Raw genomic sequence first — 16,320 nt, 5'->3', positions numbered from 1 at the left:
ACAGGCGGTGGCGGTCCGGGAACGCCGCACCGGGCGGGTGTGTGATGCTGGCCGCGATGACCGAGCAGACCGAGACCCGCAAGCAGCGCGCCGCCCGCCGGGCCGGGGAGTTCCCGCCCGCCCCCGAGCCGCTGCCCGTACCCGTGCCGGACAGCCACACCCATCTCGACATCACCGTCGGCGAGTTCGGCACGCCTCCCGGCGGCGCATCCGGCGACGACCCGGTGGCCGCCGTGATCGACGTCGCCGCCCGGGCCGGCGTGGACCGCCTCGTCCAGGTCGGGGTGGACGTCGACTCGTCCCGGTGGGGCGCCGACGTGGCCGACCGGTACGCCCCGGTGCTCGCCACCGTCGCGCTGCACCCGAACGAGGCGCCCCGGCTGGCCGACCTGGACGAGGCGCTGCGCGAGATCGAGACGCTCGCCGGCCGGGACCGGGTCCGGGGTGTCGGCGAGACCGGCATGGACTTCTTCCGTACCGGCGACGACGGGCGGGCGGCGCAGGAGGAGAGCTTCCGGGCGCACATCGCCATCGCCAAGCGGCACGGCAAGGCGCTCGTCATCCACGACCGGGACGCGCACGCCGACGTGCTGCGCGTCGTCGACGACGAGGGCGCCCCGGACACCGTGGTCATGCACTGCTTCTCCGGCGACGCCGACTTCGCCCGCGAGTGCGTCCGGCGCGGCTTCCTGCTCAGCTTCGCCGGCACCGTCACGTTCGGCAGCGCCGCCGCGCTGCGCGAGGCCGCCGCCGTCACCCCGCCCGCGCAGATGCTCGTGGAGACCGACGCGCCCTACCTCACCCCGATGCCGTACCGGGGACGGCCCAACGCGTCGTACCTGATCCCGCTGACGGTCCGCTTCCTCGCCGAGACCACCGGCACCGACCTGGACGCCCTCTGCGCCGCCCTCTCCACCAACGGTGAGCGCGCGTTCGGCCCGTGGCGTTAAGAAGGGGCCCCTCCATATCGCGAGGCGTTAAGAAGGGGCCCTTCCTTCCCCGCGGGCGGGGGCGCTTACGCTACGGGGCGTGACCGGACTCCTCGGCCCGGCGGAGATCCGGGAACTCGCCGCGCGCCTCGGCGTCACGCCGACCAAGAAGCTCGGCCAGAACTTCGTGCACGACCCGAACACCGTGCGCCGGATCGTCACCACCGCCGGCCTGACCCCCGACGACGTGGCGCTGGAGGTCGGCCCCGGCCTCGGCTCGCTCACGCTCGCCCTGCTGCCGGTCGCCGCGCACGTGCACGCCGTGGAACTCGACCCGGCGCTGGCCGCCGCGCTGCCGGAGACCGCCGCCCGCTTCGCCGGGACGGCCGCCGGGCGGCTCACCGTCCACCCGGCCGACGCGCTGCGGGTCACCGCCGCCGACCTGGGCGACCCGGCGCCGACCGCGCTGGTGGCGAACCTGCCCTACAACGTCGCCGTGCCGGTCGTGCTGCACCTGCTCGCCGAACTGCCCACGCTGCGCCACGGCCTGGTGATGGTGCAGAAGGAGGTCGCCGACCGGCTCGTCGCCGGTCCCGGCTCCAAGGTGTACGGCATCCCGTCGGTCAAACTCGCCTGGTACGCCCGCGCCCGCGCCGCCGGTAAGGTCCCGCCGAACGTGTTCTGGCCGGTGCCGAACGTCGACTCCGGCCTGGTCGCGTTCGCCCGCCGCGAACCGCCCCGGCCGGACGTACCCCGGAGGACCGTCTTCGCGGTCGTCGACGCCGCGTTCGCGCAGCGCCGCAAGACGCTGCGGGCCGCCCTGGCCGGCTGGGCCGGCGGCGCCGACCGGGCCGCCGCCGCGCTCACCGCCGCCGGCGTGGACCCGGGCGCCCGGGGCGAATCGCTCACCGTCGAGCAGTTCGCCGCCATCGCCGCGTCGGCCCCGGGCGCCCCCGGCGGCGAGCAGTAGGCTGGCGCCGTTGCCCGACCCTGCGCCGAGGAGCTGACCGTGCCGAAGCCGTTCGACATCCGCCCACGTCCGGTGGAGTCCGCCCGGTGACCGAGGCATGGCGACCGGAGGACGAGGACGGGCAGCGGCGCGGGTCCAGCGGCCCGGTCAAGGTGCGGGTGCCGGCCAAGGTCAACCTGCATCTCGGCGTCGGGCCGCTGCGGCGTGACGGCTACCACGAGCTGAACACCGTCTACCACGCGATTTCCATCTACGACGAGTTGACCGCCCGTCGCGGCGACACGCTCACCCTCACCATGGAGGGCGAGGGCGCCGGCGAGCTGGCCCTGGACGACACCAACCTGGCGCTGCGCGCCGCGCACGCGCTCGCCGGCTACGCGGGCGTCGCCCCGCACGCCCGGCTGCACCTGCGCAAGCAGATCCCGCTCGCCGGCGGGCTCGCCGGTGGCAGCGCCGACGCCGCCGCCGCGCTCGTCGCCTGCGACACGCTCTGGGGCACCGGGCTGTCCCGCGACGAACTCGCCGGCATCGCCGCCGACCTCGGCTCCGACGTGCCGTTCCTCATCCACGGCGGCACGGCGCTCGGCACCGGCCGGGGCGAGGCGGTCAGCCCGGTGCTGGCCCGCCCCACCTCCTGGCACTGGGTGGTGGCCATCGCCGACGGCGGCCTGTCCACCCCGGCCGCCTACCGGGAACTGGACCGGCTGCGCGACACCGGAGCCGCCGGCACGCCGCTGGGCAGCACCGACGCACTGCTCGCCGCCCTGCGCCAGCGCGACCCCCTGGTGCTCGCCGCCACGCTCGGCAACGACCTCCAGGACGCCGCGCTGACCATGCGCCCGGCGCTGGCCGAGACGCTCAAGGCCGGCGAAGCCGCAGGCGCGCTCGCCGGTATCGTCTCCGGCTCCGGTCCCACCTGCGTCTTCCTGGCCACCGGCGAGGCCGACGCGGTCCGGATCGCCGCCGAGATCACCGCCGCCGGGGTGTGCCGGGAGGCCCGCGTCGCGCACGGTCCGGTCGCCGGCGCCCGCGTCGTCTGACGCCCCGTACCCTTGACTCAGGCGTCCCGGGCCCCCGGGACGCCTGAGTCGTGAGGGGTGGGTCAGTGGCCAACATCGTCAACCTGGACCGGGTGTCCAAGGGGTACGGCGCCGCGGGGCCGCTGCTCACCGACGTCTCGCTCGGCCTCGACGACGCCGACCGGGTCGGTGTGGTCGGTCTCAACGGCGCCGGCAAGTCGACGCTGCTGCGGCTGCTCACCCGCACCGAGGAACCCGACGACGGCCGCGTCACCCACCGCCGCGACCTGCGGGTGGCCTGGCTGCCGCAGCGCCTGGACCTGGCCGGAGACCTCACCGTGCGGGACGTCGTGCTCGGCACCGCCTGGCTGAGCGAGAGCATGGGCGCCGAGCACGAGTGGGCCGGCGACGCGGGTGTGCGCGCCATCCTCGACGGCCTCGGCATGCCCCACCTCGGCCTGGACACGGCCGTCGGCCCGATGTCCGGTGGCGAACGCCGCCGGGTCGCGCTTGCCGCGCTGCTGGTCCGTGACGCCGACCTGCTCGTCCTCGACGAGCCCACCAACCACCTCGACGTCGGTGGCGTCGACTGGCTGGCCCGGCACCTCGTCACCCGCAAGGGCGCGCTCGTCGTGGTCACCCACGACCGCTGGTTCCTCGACGCCGTCTGCACCACCACCTGGGAGGTCGCCGACCAGACCGTCCGGGCGTACGAGGGCGGCTTCGCCGCCTGGACGCTGGCCCGCGTCGAGCGGCAGCGCGTCGCCGCCGCCACCGAGGCCCGCCGGCAGAACCTGCTCCGCAAGGAGATCGCCTGGCTGCGCCGGGGCGCCCCGGCCCGCACCTCCAAGCCCAAGTTCCGCATCGACGCGGCGAACGCGCTCATCGCCGACGTGCCGGAACCCCGCGACACCATGTCGCTGCAACGGCTCGCCACCGCCCGGCTCGGCAAGCAGGTGTACGACCTCGAACACGTCCGGCTGCACGCCGGGCCGAAGGAGATCCTGCACGACACCACGTGGCAGGTCGGCCCCGGCGACCGCGTCGCGATCCTCGGCCGCAATGGCGCCGGCAAGACCACCCTGCTGCGGATGCTCGCCGGGGTGACCGGTCCCGACGGCGGGCGCTTCGCCGCCGGGCAGACCGTCCGGCCCGCGTTCCTGTCCCAGGAACTCGCCGAACTCCCCGGCCACCTGCGCGTGCTGGAAGCCGTGGAGGAGGTGGCCCGGCGTGTGCAGTTCGGCGACCGGGAGATCAGCGCCGCCCAGCTCGCCGAGATCTTCGGCTTCGACGACAAGCGGCTCTGGACCCCGGTGAGCGACCTGTCCGGCGGTGAGCGCCGCCGCCTGCAGATGCTGCGGCTGCTCGCCGGGGAACCCAACGTGCTGCTGCTGGACGAGCCCACCAACGACCTGGACACCGACACGCTCGCCGCGCTGGAGGACCTGCTCGACTCGTGGCCCGGCACGATCGTGGTGGCCAGCCACGACCGCTACCTGATCGAGCGGGTCACCGACGTCGCGTACGGCATGTTCGGTGACGGCCGGCTGGTGCACCTGCCCGGCGGCGTCGACGAATACCTGGCGCGCGCCGCCGCGGCCGGCGGCCCGGCACCCGCCGACCTCACCCCGGCCACGGCGGCGCCGGCGCGCGAGGGCATGTCCGCGGCCGAGGTACGCGTCGCGAAGAAGGAACTCAACCGGCTGGAACGGCAGATCGCCAAGCTCGAACAGAAGGAGGCGGGCCTGCACGAGCAGCTCGCCGCGAACGCCACCGACTACGCCCGGGTCGCCGAGCTGGACGCCCAGCTCAAGGAGGTGCGGGCCGAGCGGGACCGCACCGAGGAGACCTGGCTGGCCCTCGCCGAGGAGCTTCCGGCCGGCTGACCTGCCGCCGGGGTGGGGGGTGTGCGGTGTCACTGACCGGCGTACGGGACAATCACCTGTGGAACCCTCGTCCGTTCGGTCTTTTGGAGACGCAGAGATGGCCCACACCCCCGTCAACCACCCCGCGCGGCCGATCTACCGGGCGATCGGCGGGCTCGTTGGTCTGTACTTCGTCGTCTTCGGCGGCCTCGGCGTCATCGCCAGCGCCGGCAACGACTTCCTCGCCCAGGACGGCACCAAGGTCCTCGGCCAGGGCACCAACATGGCGTTCTCGCTGCTGTCGATGCTGCTCGGCGTCGTGATCCTGGTCGGCATCGCGATCGGCCGCAACCTCGACGTGGCGATCAACCAGTGGCTGGCCTACACGCTGATGGTGATCGGCCTGGCCGCGCTGGCGTTCCTCCAGACCGACGCCAACATCTTCAACTTCTCGATCATGACCGACATCGTGGTCCTGACGCTGTCGCTGGTGCTCCTGATGGTCGGCATGTACGGCAAGGTCGGCTCCGACGACGAGCACGAGGCCTGGCAGAAGGCCCGCCTGGTGCTCTGATCCCGCCTCGTACCGAAGGCCCGGCCGCTGCGCCGGGCCTTCGCCGTTCTCCGGACGGGAGCGGACAACCCGGGCGACAATGACCCCGAATCAGTCACACGGCTGGAGGGCATCATGGCGCACTTCCCGGTGAACCACCCCGCACGGCCGCTCTACCGGGTGCTGTCCGGGCTCATCGGCCTCTACATCCTGGTCTTCGGTGTCTTCGGCGTCTTCCAGACCTGGGGCGAAGGACTGTTCGGCCGGGACAGCGACTGGGCGCTCGGCCTGCGCACCAACCTGGCCTTCTCGCTGGTCTCGGTGGTCTTCGGCGCGGTCCTGCTGGTCGGCGCGTCCCGCCGCGACAACCTCGGCCACTACATGAACCTCACCGCCGGGGCGGTCTTCCTGGTCACCGGCATCCTCATGATGTCGGTGCTCCAGACCCCGGCGAACTTCCTGAACTTCTCGATGTCGACGGTCATCGTGTCGCTGCTGTTCGGGCTCGTCCTGCTCGCCACCGGCCTCTACGACAAGGTCGGCTCACCCGAGCACGCCGAGGAGGAGCGGCAGCGCCGCTACCACCCGATCGCCGACAACCGCTGAGGCTCAGCCCCGGGGGATCGGCCCCGGCTTCGACTCCAGGTGCGACAACCCGTTCCAGGCCAGGTTCACCAGGTGCGCCGCCACCGTCTCCTTGCGCGGCTTGCGCACCTCCAGCCACCAGCGGCCGGTCAGCGCCACCATGCCCACCAGGGCCTGCGAGTAGAGCTCCGCCAGCTTCGGGTCGTACCCCCGGATGGAGAACTCGCCCGCCAGGATGTGCTCCACCTGGTGCGCCACGTCGTTCATCACGCTACTGAAGTTGCCCGTCGCCGACATCAGCGGGGACTCCCGGACCAGCACCCGGAACCCGCTGGTCTCCTCCTCGATGTAGGTCAGCAGCGTCAGTGCCGCCTGCTCCAGCAGCTCCCGCGGGTTGCCCGCGGTCAACGCCGTGGTGACGCGGTCCAGCAGGGCGCGGACCTCCCGGTCCACCACCACCGCGTAGAGCCCCTCCTTGCCGCCGAAGTGCTCGTAGACCACCGGCTTGGAGACCTTGGCGCGCGCCGCCACCTCCTCGATCGAGGTCGCGTCGAAGCCGCGCTCGGCGAAGATCTGCCGGGCGATCGAGATCAACTGCTCGCGTCGCTGCGTCGCGGACATCCGCACCCGGGAGGGCTTCGCCGCCGGCACGGGCCGCCGTCGGGCGCGTTCACTGCCGGAAACGTCGGTCACCCGTCCATCCTGCCAGGCGCGGCGCCTCCGGTCAGACCGGTCGCTGTCGTACGTACGTTCTACGTTGTGCCGGTGACCGACCCACTCGCCGCCGAGGCGCGGCGCCTGCGCGTGGACGAGCAGCTCTCCGTCGCCGAGATCCGGGCTCGCCTGGGCATCAGCCGCGACCGGGTGTACGCGCTGCTGCGCGGCATCCCGCCGCCGGAGTGGACCCGGCGGCCGCGAGCCCGGGACGACGCGCGGGCCGAGGCCCTGCGGCTGCGCGCGGTGGGCCGGTCGGTCGACGAGATCGCGGTGCGGCTCGGGGTGGCGAAGTCGACCGCCTACCGCTGGGTGGGGCACATACCGCTCGACGCTTCCTCCGACGCCGCAGCACAACGCCGTCGGGCGGCCGGTGCCCGGCGTGCGCTCGTATGGGCGGGGAAGCGGACGCTGCGCGAGGCGGCCGAGTGCGAGGCGCGGAGACGGGCGGCCGACTGGGTCGGGGCGCTCGCGTCGCGGGAACTGCTACTCGTCGGTGCGGTGCTCTACATGTGCGAGGGCACGAAGAGTAGACCGGCCAACCCCCGATACGACCTGACGTTCACCAACAGCGGCATCCGCCTGGTGGAACTGTTCGTCCGCTTCGTCGAGACGCGACCGGGCGAAGCCGCCATGAGCTGAGATATCGCGTGGCCATCCATGAGAACGCGGACGCCGAGGCGGCCGGTCGATGGCGGGCGGCCGAGCTGGGCGTGGACGTCGGTTGCTTCCAGCGAGGGCATGGCCGCGGCCCCTGCCCCCGATCCGAGACCTCCCGGGATGGACGACACCCGCTAAGCTGTCTGCGTCCCTTCGGCCGTGGTGTAACTGGCAACACCCAAGATTTTGGTTCTTGTGTTTCAGGTTCGAATCCTGGCGGCCGAGCAATTCCAGGTATAGGTGCCCTTCTTGGGGTACGCGGCAACCTGCGGGCTGCTCTGGTTAGCATGACCGCGAGACTGTCGCCGTCCCGACGGGAGCCACGTCGTGTCCCAGCCCCACCTCCGCACCGTTGTCGTGCTCGCCGCCGGTGAGGGCAAGCGGATGAAGTCGTCCCTGCCCAAGGTGCTGCACCCGCTGCTCGGCCGTACCCTGCTCGGTCACGTGCTCACCGCGGCCGGTCCGCTCGGTGCGGACCGCACGGTGGTCGTGGTCGGCCACGGCGCCGACCAGGTCCGGGAGCACCTGTCCGAGGTCGCCCCCGGTGCCACGCCGGTGCTCCAGGAGCGCCAGCTCGGCACCGGGCACGCGGTCCGCATGGCGTTGGACGCGGTGCCGGACGCGAGCGGCACCGTCGTGGTCATCAACGGGGACGTGCCGCTGCTGCGGCCGGAGACGGTCCAGGCGCTCGTCGAGGCGCACGAGGACGCCGCCGCCGCGGCGACGGTGCTCGCCGCCGAGGTGCCCGACCCGACCGGCCTGGGCCGGATCGTACGGGACGTGCAGGGGCAGCTGGAGCAGATCATCGAGGAGCGCGACGCCACCCCGCAGCAGCGCGCGCTGCGGGAGATCAACGCGGGTATCTACGCGTTCGACGCGGCCCGGCTGCGGGAGGCGCTGGGCAAGCTCTCCACCGACAACGACCAGGGCGAGGAGTACCTGACCGACGTCTTCGCGCTGCTGCGCGACGCCGGGGAGCCGGTGGCGGTGCACTGCGCCGCCGACTACGTGGAGACGCTCGGCTGCAACGACCGGGTCGAGCTGGCCGCGCTGCGCCGGCTGCTGCGGGACCGGGTGAACGAGGGCTGGATGCGTACCGGGGTCAGCATCCTCGACCCGCACACCACCTGGATCGACGTGACGGTGACCGTCGAGCGGGACGCGGTGATCGACCAGAACACGCAGCTCCAGGGCGCCACGACGGTCGGCGCGGGCGCGCTCGTCGGCCCGGACACCACGCTCATCGACACGGTGGTGGGCGCGGGCGCGAGCATCGTGCGCAGTCACGCGCTCGGCGCCGAGGTGGGCCCGCAGGCGAGCGTCGGCCCGTACGCGTACCTGCGTCCGGAGTCGCGGCTGGGCCGCAAGGCGAAGGTCGGCACGTTCGTGGAGACCAAGAAGGCGTCGATCGGTGACGGTTCGAAGGTGCCGCACCTGTCGTACGTGGGCGACGCGACGATCGGCGAGTACAGCAACATCGGCGCGGCGACCGTCTTCGTCAACTACGACGGGGTACGCAAGCACCACACCACCATCGGCAGTCACGCCCGTACCGGAGCGGACAACATGTTCGTGGCGCCGGTACGGGTGGGCGACGGGGCGTACACGGCTGCGGGTTCGGTGATCACCGGGGACGTGCCGCCGGGCGCGATGGCGGTGGCGCGTGGTCAGCAGCGCAACGTGGAGGGCTGGGTGCTGCGCAAGCGGGCCGGTACGGACGCCGCGGAGGCGGCGCGGCGGGCCGGTGAGGGTGAGCCGGACGTGGGCGGCGCCGCAAGCGAAGGTGACTGAATCCACGGGGATCGGCGGGCCGTGGGTGGATCGCTGAACCGGGGGCATACTGCAACCGAACAGTCCCCGGCCCCACCGCCGCCGGGTACCACCGACATACGGGAGCAGACGGGCCCATGGGCAGCATCGTCGCCGAAAACCGCAAGAGCCTGATGCTCTTCTCCGGGAGGGGTTTTCCGGAGCTGGCCAAGGAGATCGGTGAGGTGCTCGGCGTCGCGCCGACGCCGGCCGACGCGTACGACTTCGCCAACGGCGAGATCTTCGTACGGTACAAGGACTCGGTCCGTGGTTCGGACGCCTTCGTGGTGCAGTCCGTGACGCACGGCGTGAACACCTGGGTCATGGAGACCCTGATCATGGTCGACGCGCTGAAGCGCGGCTCGGCCAAGCGGATCACCGTGGTACTGCCGTTCTACCCGTACGCGCGGCAGGACAAGAAGCACCGCGGCCGGGAGCCGATCTCGGCGCGCCTGATCGCGGATCTGCTGAGGACCGCGGGCGCGAACCGGATCCTGACCGTGGACCTGCACACCGCGCAGATCCAGGGCTTCTTCGACGGCCCGGTGGACCACCTGTTCGCGATGGACGTGCTGGCCGAGTACGTGGAGCACAAGTACGCGGGCCGGCCGATGACGGTGGTCGCGCCGGACTCGGGCCGGGTACGCGTGGCCGAGCGCTGGACCGACCGGCTGGGCGGCTGCCCGCTGGCGTTCATCCACAAGACCCGCGATCCGCTCAAGCCGAACCAGGTGGTGGCGAACCGGGTGGTCGGTGAGGTCGAGGGCCGGGTGTGCCTGATCGTGGACGACATGATCGACACCGGTGGCACGATCACCAAGGCGGCCGACATCCTCAAGGAGCAGGGCGCGGCGGAGATCGTGGTCGCCTCGACCCACGCGCTGCTGTCCGATCCGGCGACGGAGCGGCTGAAGAACAGCCCGATCAGCGAGGTCGTGGTGACGAACACGCTGCCGCTGCCGTCGGAGAAGCAGCTGGACAAGCTGACCGTGCTGTCGATCGCCCCGCTGCTGGCGCGGGCGATCCGGGAGGTCTTCGACGACGGTTCGGTGACCACCCTGTTCGGTGGCCTGAGCTGAGCACGCCGGCCGGTCGCCGGAGAGTCTCCGGCGACCGGACCGATGCCCTGCGGACACCGGCGGGGCGGTGATATGGGGGACTGCCGGAGAGCCGGGAAATCCCTCGGGTAGACTGGTGCGGTTGCCACGGCGAGGGTGCCCGGCGGGCTGCTGACAAGCACCGCACGGAGGCGCCGTCATCGACGCGGTGCTCCGGGCGGTCGTTCATGACCCTAGCCCCAGCGAGCCCCTCGCCCCAGCACCGCCAGACGACAAGCCGCCGCAGCGAAGCATCAGGAGTTTCCCCGTGTCCGAGGTAAAGATCAGCGCCGAGCCCCGTACCGAGTTCGGCAAGGGTGGTGCCCGTCGTACCCGCCGGGCCGGCAAGGTGCCCGCCGTGCTGTACGGCCACGGCGAGAAGCCCAAGCACATCGCGCTTCCGGCGCGGGAGTTCGCCGCCGCGATCCGTAAGGGCGGTGCGAACCAGCTCTTCGCGATCGAGGTCAGCGACGGCACGCAGGTGCTGGCGCTGCCGAAGGCGATCCAGCGTGACCCGATCAAGGACACCTTCGAGCACGTGGACCTGCTGCTGGTCCGCCGGGGCGAGAAGGTCACCGTCGAGGTCCCGGTCCAGCTGACCGGTGAGGCCGCGAGGGACACGCTTATCGTGCACGACCACGACACGCTGTCGGTGACCGCCGACGCGACCAAGGTGCCGGACCACCTGGAGGCGTCGATCGACGGCGCCGAGGTGGGCACCCAGATCACCGCCGCCGACGTCGAGCTGCCGGCCGGCGTCGAGCTGGCCACGGACGCGGAGACGCAGGTCGCCTCGGTGACCGCCGCCCCGACCGCCGAGCAGCTCGAGGCCACCCTCCCCGAGGTCGAGGAGGCCACCGAGGAGGCCGAGGCCGAGGTCGGCGAGGAGACCGCCGAGGCTCCCGAGGGCGCTCCGGCCGCCGAGGGCGAGGAGACCCCGGCCGAGGCGAAGACCGAAGCCTGACCGGTCCGCGAGGCTGTGCGACAGGCGTCCCCGGTTCCCGGGGGCGCCTGTCGGCGTATCGGGACGGCTGGTCGGGCGAGCGAGCGGGAAGGGGCGTCGGGTGACGGACGAGGCGGGGCCGTGGCTGGTGGTCGGCCTGGGCAACCCGGGCCGGGAGTACGCGCACAACCGGCACAACGTCGGGTTCATGGTGGCCGACCTGCTGGCGGGCCGGGTGGGCGCGAAGTTCGGGCGGCACAGGCGCGCGATGGCCGAGGCTGCCGAGGGGCGGCTGGGGTTCGGCGGTCCGAAGCTGGTGCTGCTGAAGCCGTTGACGTACATGAACCTCTCCGGCGGTCCGGTGGCCGGGCTGGCGCAGTTCCACAAGATCCCGCCGGCGCACGTGATCGCGGTGCACGACGAGCTGGACGTCCCGTACGGGCAGGTGCGGGTGAAGTGCGGCGGCGGCGAGGGCGGGCACAACGGCCTGCGCTCGATGTCGAAGTCGCTCGGCACCAAGGACTACGTGCGGGTGCGGTTCGGCATCGGCCGGCCGCCGGGACGGCAGGACCCGGCTGACTACGTACTCTCGGATTTCTCCCCGGCGGAGCGCAAGGAGCTGGAGTTCCTGGTGGACCGCGCGGCGGACGTGGTGGAGTCGGTGGTTCTGAAGGGCGTGGAGCCGACGCAGAACCTGTACCACGGGGGTTGACCGGCGGGGCGGAGCCCGGCCGGTAGCCTCGGGCGACGGGAGCGAACGCGGGTGAGGGGAGCAGCATGGGCAGTCCTCCGATGATCGACGGCGGGTTCGCCCGGTGGCTGGCGTCCCGGGCCGGTCAGGCGCTGACGGCGCTACGCGCGGAGATGGGCTTCGCCGACGCGGGCGCGCTCCGGTCGGCCGGCGACAAGGTCTCGCACGATCTGATCCGGACCGAACTGGCGAAGTGGCGGCCGGCGGACGCGGTGCTGTCCGAGGAGGACGAGGGTTCCCGGCTGGCCTGGACGGCGGAGGTGACCGATGCGGCGCTGTCGCGCCTGACCGCCGACCGGGTCTGGATCATCGACCCGCTGGACGGCACCCGGGAGTACGCGGAGGAGGGGCGCGCGGACTGGGCGGTGCACGTGGCGCTCTGGTCGCGCAACGCGTCGACGCCGCACGGTCTGGTGGCGGGTGCGGTGGCCCTGCCGGCCCAGTACCGGGTGCTCGGCACCGACCACCCGCCGGCGTACCCGCCGATGACTGTGGAGGCGGCCACCGGGGGCGGCGCACGGGTCATCCGGTTGGCGGCCAGCCGTAGCCGTCCACCGGTTTTCCTGACCGACCTGGCAGAGGACGTCGGCGCTCATCTGGTTCCGATGGGCTCGGCGGGCGCGAAGATCGCCGCCGTGGTCACCGGTGAGGTCGACGCGTACATCCACGCGGGCGGTCAGTACGAGTGGGATTCGGCTGCTCCGGTCGCTGTGGCGACGGCCACCGGTCTGCATGCTTCCCGGATCGACGGTTCTGCGCTGAAATACAACGGAGCCGACCCGCGCCTACCGGATCTGCTGGTCTGCCGCAAGGATCTCGCGAGTCGGTTGCTTGCAGCGTTGCAGCGGCATTCCGGGTAACCTGAGCGTTCTTCCTCACGAGTCCGACCTGAAAGGTCTGGAATCCGATGTACGGATCCGAGCGAATCGAGTTCGTGTCATGACGTCCCCCGCCGCGTACCAGGTGTCGCACCTCGACGCGCTCGAGGCGGAGAGCATCTTCGTGATGCGCGAGGTCGTCGCCGAGATGGAACGGCCGGTGCTGCTGTTCTCCGGCGGCAAGGACTCGATCGTGATGCTCCGGTTGGCCCAGAAGGCGTTCGCGCCGGCCAACATCCCCTTCCCGGTGATGCACGTGGACACCGGGCACAACTTCCCCGAGGTGCTCGACTACCGCGATCAGCGGGTGGCCGAGCTGGGCCTGCAGCTCATCGTGGCGAGCGTGCCGGAGGCGCTGAACAAGGGCCTGGTCCGCGAGTCCGCCGACGGCATGCGCAACCGGATCCAGACGCCGGTGCTGCTGGAGGCGGTGGAGAAGCACCGCTTCGACGCGCTGTTCGGCGGGGCCCGGCGCGACGAGGAGAAGGCGCGGGCCAAGGAGCGGGTGTTCAGCTTCCGCGACGAGTTCGGCCAGTGGGATCCGAAGAACCAGCGTCCCGAGTTGTGGTCGCTCTACAACGGCCGGCATCACCCGGGCGAGTCGATCCGGGTGTTCCCGCTGTCGAACTGGACCGAGCTGGACGTCTGGCACTACATCGAGCGGGAGCGCATCCCGCTGCCGTCGATCTACTACGCGCACGAGCGCGAGGTGATCGAGCGCGACGGCATGTTCTACGCGGTGAACGAGTTCTTCCGGGCGCGCGCCGGTGAGCAGTCGTTCACGGCCCAGGTGCGGTACCGGACCGTGGGTGACGCCTCCTGCACCGCGGCGGTCCGTTCGGACGCCGACACGGTGGAGAAGGTGATCGAGGAGGTGGCCGCCACGCGGATCACCGAGCGCGGCGCGACCCGCGGCGACGACCGGGTCAGCGAGGCCGCCATGGAGGACCGCAAGCGAGAGGGCTACTTCTGATGAGCGTCGAGACCCTGGCCCCGGCCGAGAGTGAGACGGCGCGGCCGATGGACCTGCTGCGGTTCGCCACCGCGGGCAGCGTCGACGACGGCAAGTCGACGCTGATCGGCCGTCTGCTCTACGACACCAAGTCGCTGTTCAGTGACCAGCTCGCCGCCGTCGAGGCGGTCAGCGCCGCCCGGGGCGACGAGTACACGAACCTGGCGCTGCTCACCGACGGGCTGCGTGCCGAGCGGGAGCAGGGCATCACCATCGACGTGGCGTACCGCTACTTCGCCACGCCGCGGCGGAAGTTCATCATCGCCGACACCCCGGGGCACATCCAGTACACCCGGAACATGGTCACCGGAGCCTCCACGGCCGACCTGGCGCTGATCCTCGTGGACGCGCGCAAGGGCCTGGTGGAGCAGTCCCGCCGGCACGCGTTCCTCTGCTCGCTGCTGCGGGTGCCGCACCTGGTCCTGTGCGTGAACAAGATGGATTTGGTGGACTGGTCGCAGGAGGTCTACGAGCGGATCGCGGACGAGTTCACCGCGTTCGCGGCGAAGCTCGACGTGCCGGACCTGACGGTGGTGCCGGTGTCCGCGCTCCAGGGCGACAACATCGTCACCCGCTCGGAGAACATGCCGTGGTACGAGGGCCCGTCGCTGCTGCACCACCTGGAGCGGGTGCACATCGCCTCGGACCGCAACCTGGTCGACGTGCGGTTCCCGGTGCAGTACGTGATCCGGCCGCAGTCCACCACCGTCACCGACTACCGGGGTTACGCCGGTCAGGTGGCCTCGGGCGTGCTCAAGCCGGGCGACGAGGTGATGGTGTTGCCGTCGGGCTTCACCAGCCGGATCGCGGCGGTGGAGACCGCCGACGGCCCGGTGGACGAGGCGTTCCCGCCGATGTCGGTGACGGTCCGGCTGACCGACGAGCTGGACATCTCCCGTGGCGACATGATCTGCCGTCCGAACAACGCCCCGACGGCCGTGCAGGACATCGAGGCGATGGTCTGCTGGATGGACGAGACGAGGCCGTTGCAGGTCGGCGGCAAGTACGCGATCAAGCACACGACCCGCTCGGCGCGGGCGATCGTGCGCGGGCTGCACTACCGGCTGGACATCAACTCGCTGCACCGCGACGAGACGGCCGGTGAGCTGAAGCTCAACGAGATCGGCCGGGTCCGGCTGCGGACCACGGTTCCGTTGCTGGCCGACGAGTACCGCCGCAACCGGACCACCGGCGGTTTCGTGATCATCGACGAGTCGACGAACCGTACGGTCGGCGCCGGCATGATCGTCGAAGCCGGCTGACCCCTGCATGTAAGGAAGGGCCCCTTGTTAACAGCTCACTGTTAACAAGGGGCCCTTCCTCTACCGGAGGCGTTAAGAAGGGGCCCTTCCTTACACCTCACCCCAGGCGGGTTACTCCGCTGGACGGCAGGACGGTGAGCGTGCCGGGGGCGGTGAAACCGCGTTCGGCGTACGCCTCGGTGACGGCGGCCGCCACCGCATCGGCGGCGCCGGCGTCGACCAGGGCGAGGACGCAGCCGCCGAAGCCGCCGCCGGTCATCCGCGCCCCGTACGCCCCGGCGGACAGCGCCGCCTCGACCGCGGTGTCGATCTCCGGCACGGTGATCTCGAAGTCGTCGCGCATGGAGACGTGCGAGGCGGTCAGCAGCGGACCGGTGTCGCGGACCCGGCCGGCGCGCAGCAGCGCTACGGTGTCGAGCACCCGTTGGTTCTCGGTCACCACGTGCCGGACCCGGCGGCGGGTCTCGTCGTCGCCGAGGCGGGCCAGCGCGGCGTCGAGGCCGGCCACCGGGACGTCGCGCAGCGCGGTCACCCCGAGCGCCGTGGCGGCGTGCTCGCAGCCGCGGCGCCGCGCGGCGTACTCGCCGTCGGCGTGCCGGTGCGGCGCCCGGCTGTCGACCACCAGCACGGCCAGCCGGGCGCCGTCCAGGTCGAACGGGATCTGCTCGACCTCCTCGGTGCGGCAGTCGAGGAACAAGGCGTGCCCGGCGCGGCCACGGATCACCGCGGACTGGTCCATGATCCCGGTGGGCGCGCCGACGTAGTCGTTCTCGGCCCGCTGGGCGAGCCGCGGCCACCGTTCGGCGGGCAGGTCGAGCCCGCCAAGGTCGACCAGCGCGGCGAGTACCGCCGACTCGATCGCGGCCGACGAGGAGAGCCCGGAGCCGACCGGCACGTCGGAGGCGACGGCGAGCCGCGCGCCCGGAACGTCGTGGCCGTCGGCGCGCAGCGCCCACACCACCCCGGCCACGTAGGCGGCCCACCCGTCGACCCGGCCCGGCTCGTCGGCCTCCGCCGCGCCGAACTCGACCGGCTCGTCGTCCAGCTCCGACCAGACGGTCCAGCGTCCGTCGGGGGCGGGCGCGGCGGCCACCACGGTACGCAGCGGCAGCGCGAAGGGCAGCACGAAGCCGTCGTTGTAGTCGGTGTGCTCGCCGATCAGGTTGACCCGGCCGGGAGCCGCCCAACGGCCCGCGGGCTCGACGCCGTACCGCTGCCGGAAGCCGGCCGTGGCGCGGTCGGCGACATTCATCTGGTGTCTCATTTCGCTCGC

General features: G+C 72.1%; 15 protein-coding genes, 1 tRNA gene and 1 pseudogene. 15 read left to right on the top strand and 2 right to left on the bottom strand.

The features are described from left to right. Positions 1-44: 44 nt before the first annotated feature. The 6 genes from GA0070215_RS22540 (at position 45) to GA0070215_RS22515 (ending at position 5,942) form a co-directional block, all read left to right on the top strand. On the top strand, positions 45-950 hold the full coding sequence (locus tag GA0070215_RS22540) for a TatD family hydrolase (protein ID WP_091049485.1): 906 nt from the start codon (positions 45-47) through the stop codon (positions 948-950). Positions 951-1,029: 79 nt separating this feature from the next. Next, on the top strand, positions 1,030-1,899 hold the full coding sequence (gene rsmA / locus GA0070215_RS22535; RefSeq protein ID WP_018786032.1) for a 16S rRNA (adenine(1518)-N(6)/adenine(1519)-N(6))-dimethyltransferase RsmA: 870 nt from the start codon (positions 1,030-1,032) through the stop codon (positions 1,897-1,899). Between the two features lie 86 nt (positions 1,900-1,985). Next, entirely contained in the window at positions 1,986-2,939 is a 954-nt protein-coding gene (locus GA0070215_RS22530; protein WP_018786033.1) for a 4-(cytidine 5'-diphospho)-2-C-methyl-D-erythritol kinase, read from the top strand. 65 nt (positions 2,940-3,004) lie between these two features. Beyond that, a complete protein-coding gene (locus tag GA0070215_RS22525; protein ID WP_018786034.1) occupies positions 3,005-4,804 on the top strand; it encodes an ABC-F family ATP-binding cassette domain-containing protein in 1,800 nt (599 codons plus the stop codon). A gap of 97 nt (positions 4,805-4,901) precedes the next feature. Then, on the top strand, positions 4,902-5,357 hold the full coding sequence (locus tag GA0070215_RS22520) for a DUF4383 domain-containing protein (RefSeq protein ID WP_091049481.1): 456 nt from the start codon (positions 4,902-4,904) through the stop codon (positions 5,355-5,357). 114 nt (positions 5,358-5,471) lie between these two features. After that, a complete protein-coding gene (locus GA0070215_RS22515; RefSeq protein ID WP_018786036.1) occupies positions 5,472-5,942 on the top strand; it encodes a DUF4383 domain-containing protein in 471 nt (156 codons plus the stop codon). A gap of 3 nt (positions 5,943-5,945) precedes the next feature. Here GA0070215_RS22515 and GA0070215_RS22510 read toward each other — a convergent pair whose 3' ends face one another. Continuing rightward, complete coding sequence (locus GA0070215_RS22510) at positions 5,946-6,614, bottom strand: TetR/AcrR family transcriptional regulator (RefSeq protein WP_091049478.1); 669 nt, start codon at positions 6,612-6,614, stop codon at positions 5,946-5,948. A gap of 72 nt (positions 6,615-6,686) precedes the next feature. Here GA0070215_RS22510 and GA0070215_RS22505 point away from each other — a divergent pair, with 72 nt between their 5' ends. The 9 genes and pseudogenes from GA0070215_RS22505 (at position 6,687) to GA0070215_RS22465 (ending at position 15,047) form a co-directional block, all read left to right on the top strand. Beyond that, on the top strand, positions 6,687-7,277 hold the full coding sequence (locus GA0070215_RS22505; protein WP_244167096.1) for a helix-turn-helix domain-containing protein: 591 nt from the start codon (positions 6,687-6,689) through the stop codon (positions 7,275-7,277). A 171-nt stretch (positions 7,278-7,448) separates the two neighbouring features. Beyond that, positions 7,449-7,520 (top strand) — tRNA-Gln (locus GA0070215_RS22500). Between the two features lie 102 nt (positions 7,521-7,622). Next, positions 7,623-9,146: pseudogene (gene glmU, locus GA0070215_RS22495) on the top strand (bifunctional UDP-N-acetylglucosamine diphosphorylase/glucosamine-1-phosphate N-acetyltransferase GlmU); the annotation flags it as partial. 56 nt (positions 9,147-9,202) lie between these two features. Then, the gene (locus tag GA0070215_RS22490; protein WP_018786039.1) at positions 9,203-10,183 is read left to right on the top strand and encodes a ribose-phosphate diphosphokinase; all 981 of its coding nucleotides are present in this window, start codon (positions 9,203-9,205) and stop codon (positions 10,181-10,183) included. A gap of 286 nt (positions 10,184-10,469) precedes the next feature. Continuing rightward, entirely contained in the window at positions 10,470-11,165 is a 696-nt protein-coding gene (locus GA0070215_RS22485) for a 50S ribosomal protein L25/general stress protein Ctc (RefSeq protein ID WP_091049474.1), read from the top strand. 100 nt (positions 11,166-11,265) lie between these two features. Further along, positions 11,266-11,856, top strand: coding sequence for an aminoacyl-tRNA hydrolase (pth, locus tag GA0070215_RS22480; RefSeq protein WP_091049471.1), 591 nt, complete (start codon positions 11,266-11,268; stop codon positions 11,854-11,856). A gap of 65 nt (positions 11,857-11,921) precedes the next feature. Next, a complete protein-coding gene (locus GA0070215_RS22475) occupies positions 11,922-12,755 on the top strand; it encodes an inositol monophosphatase family protein (RefSeq protein WP_026268049.1) in 834 nt (277 codons plus the stop codon). A 79-nt stretch (positions 12,756-12,834) separates the two neighbouring features. Continuing rightward, positions 12,835-13,746, top strand: coding sequence for a sulfate adenylyltransferase subunit CysD (gene cysD / locus GA0070215_RS22470; RefSeq protein WP_018786043.1), 912 nt, complete (start codon positions 12,835-12,837; stop codon positions 13,744-13,746). Continuing rightward, entirely contained in the window at positions 13,746-15,047 is a 1,302-nt protein-coding gene (locus GA0070215_RS22465) for a sulfate adenylyltransferase subunit 1 (RefSeq protein WP_018786044.1), read from the top strand. Before cysD ends, GA0070215_RS22465 begins: the two co-directional genes overlap by 1 nt. A 97-nt stretch (positions 15,048-15,144) precedes the next feature. Here GA0070215_RS22465 and galK read toward each other — a convergent pair whose 3' ends face one another. After that, positions 15,145-16,299, bottom strand: a complete 1,155-nt coding sequence (gene galK, locus GA0070215_RS22460) for a galactokinase (RefSeq protein ID WP_091049469.1) — start codon at positions 16,297-16,299, stop codon at positions 15,145-15,147. Between the last annotated feature and the right edge of the window lie 21 nt (positions 16,300-16,320).

This window comes from Micromonospora marina (assembly GCF_900091565.1).
GTDB lineage: Bacteria > Actinomycetota > Actinomycetes > Mycobacteriales > Micromonosporaceae > Micromonospora > Micromonospora marina.
This window is presented reverse-complemented; position numbering and strand designations above follow the sequence as displayed.

What these genes read in the sequence shown, in the direction of transcription:
- GA0070215_RS22540 (WP_091049485.1), top strand. Translation starts at nt 45, where the DNA reads ATGCTGGCCGCGATGACCGAGCAGACCGAGACCCGCAAGCAGCGCGCC.
- GA0070215_RS22520 (WP_091049481.1), top strand. Translation starts at nt 4,902, where the DNA reads ATGGCCCACACCCCCGTCAACCACCCCGCGCGGCCGATCTACCGGGCG.
- GA0070215_RS22515 (WP_018786036.1), top strand. Translation starts at nt 5,472, where the DNA reads ATGGCGCACTTCCCGGTGAACCACCCCGCACGGCCGCTCTACCGGGTG.
- GA0070215_RS22490 (WP_018786039.1), top strand. Translation starts at nt 9,203, where the DNA reads ATGGGCAGCATCGTCGCCGAAAACCGCAAGAGCCTGATGCTCTTCTCC.
- GA0070215_RS22475 (WP_026268049.1), top strand. Translation starts at nt 11,922, where the DNA reads ATGGGCAGTCCTCCGATGATCGACGGCGGGTTCGCCCGGTGGCTGGCG.
- cysD (WP_018786043.1), top strand. Translation starts at nt 12,835, where the DNA reads ATGACGTCCCCCGCCGCGTACCAGGTGTCGCACCTCGACGCGCTCGAG.
- GA0070215_RS22465 (WP_018786044.1), top strand. Translation starts at nt 13,746, where the DNA reads ATGAGCGTCGAGACCCTGGCCCCGGCCGAGAGTGAGACGGCGCGGCCG.
- galK (WP_091049469.1), bottom strand. Translation starts at nt 16,299, where the DNA reads ATGAATGTCGCCGACCGCGCCACGGCCGGCTTCCGGCAGCGGTACGGC.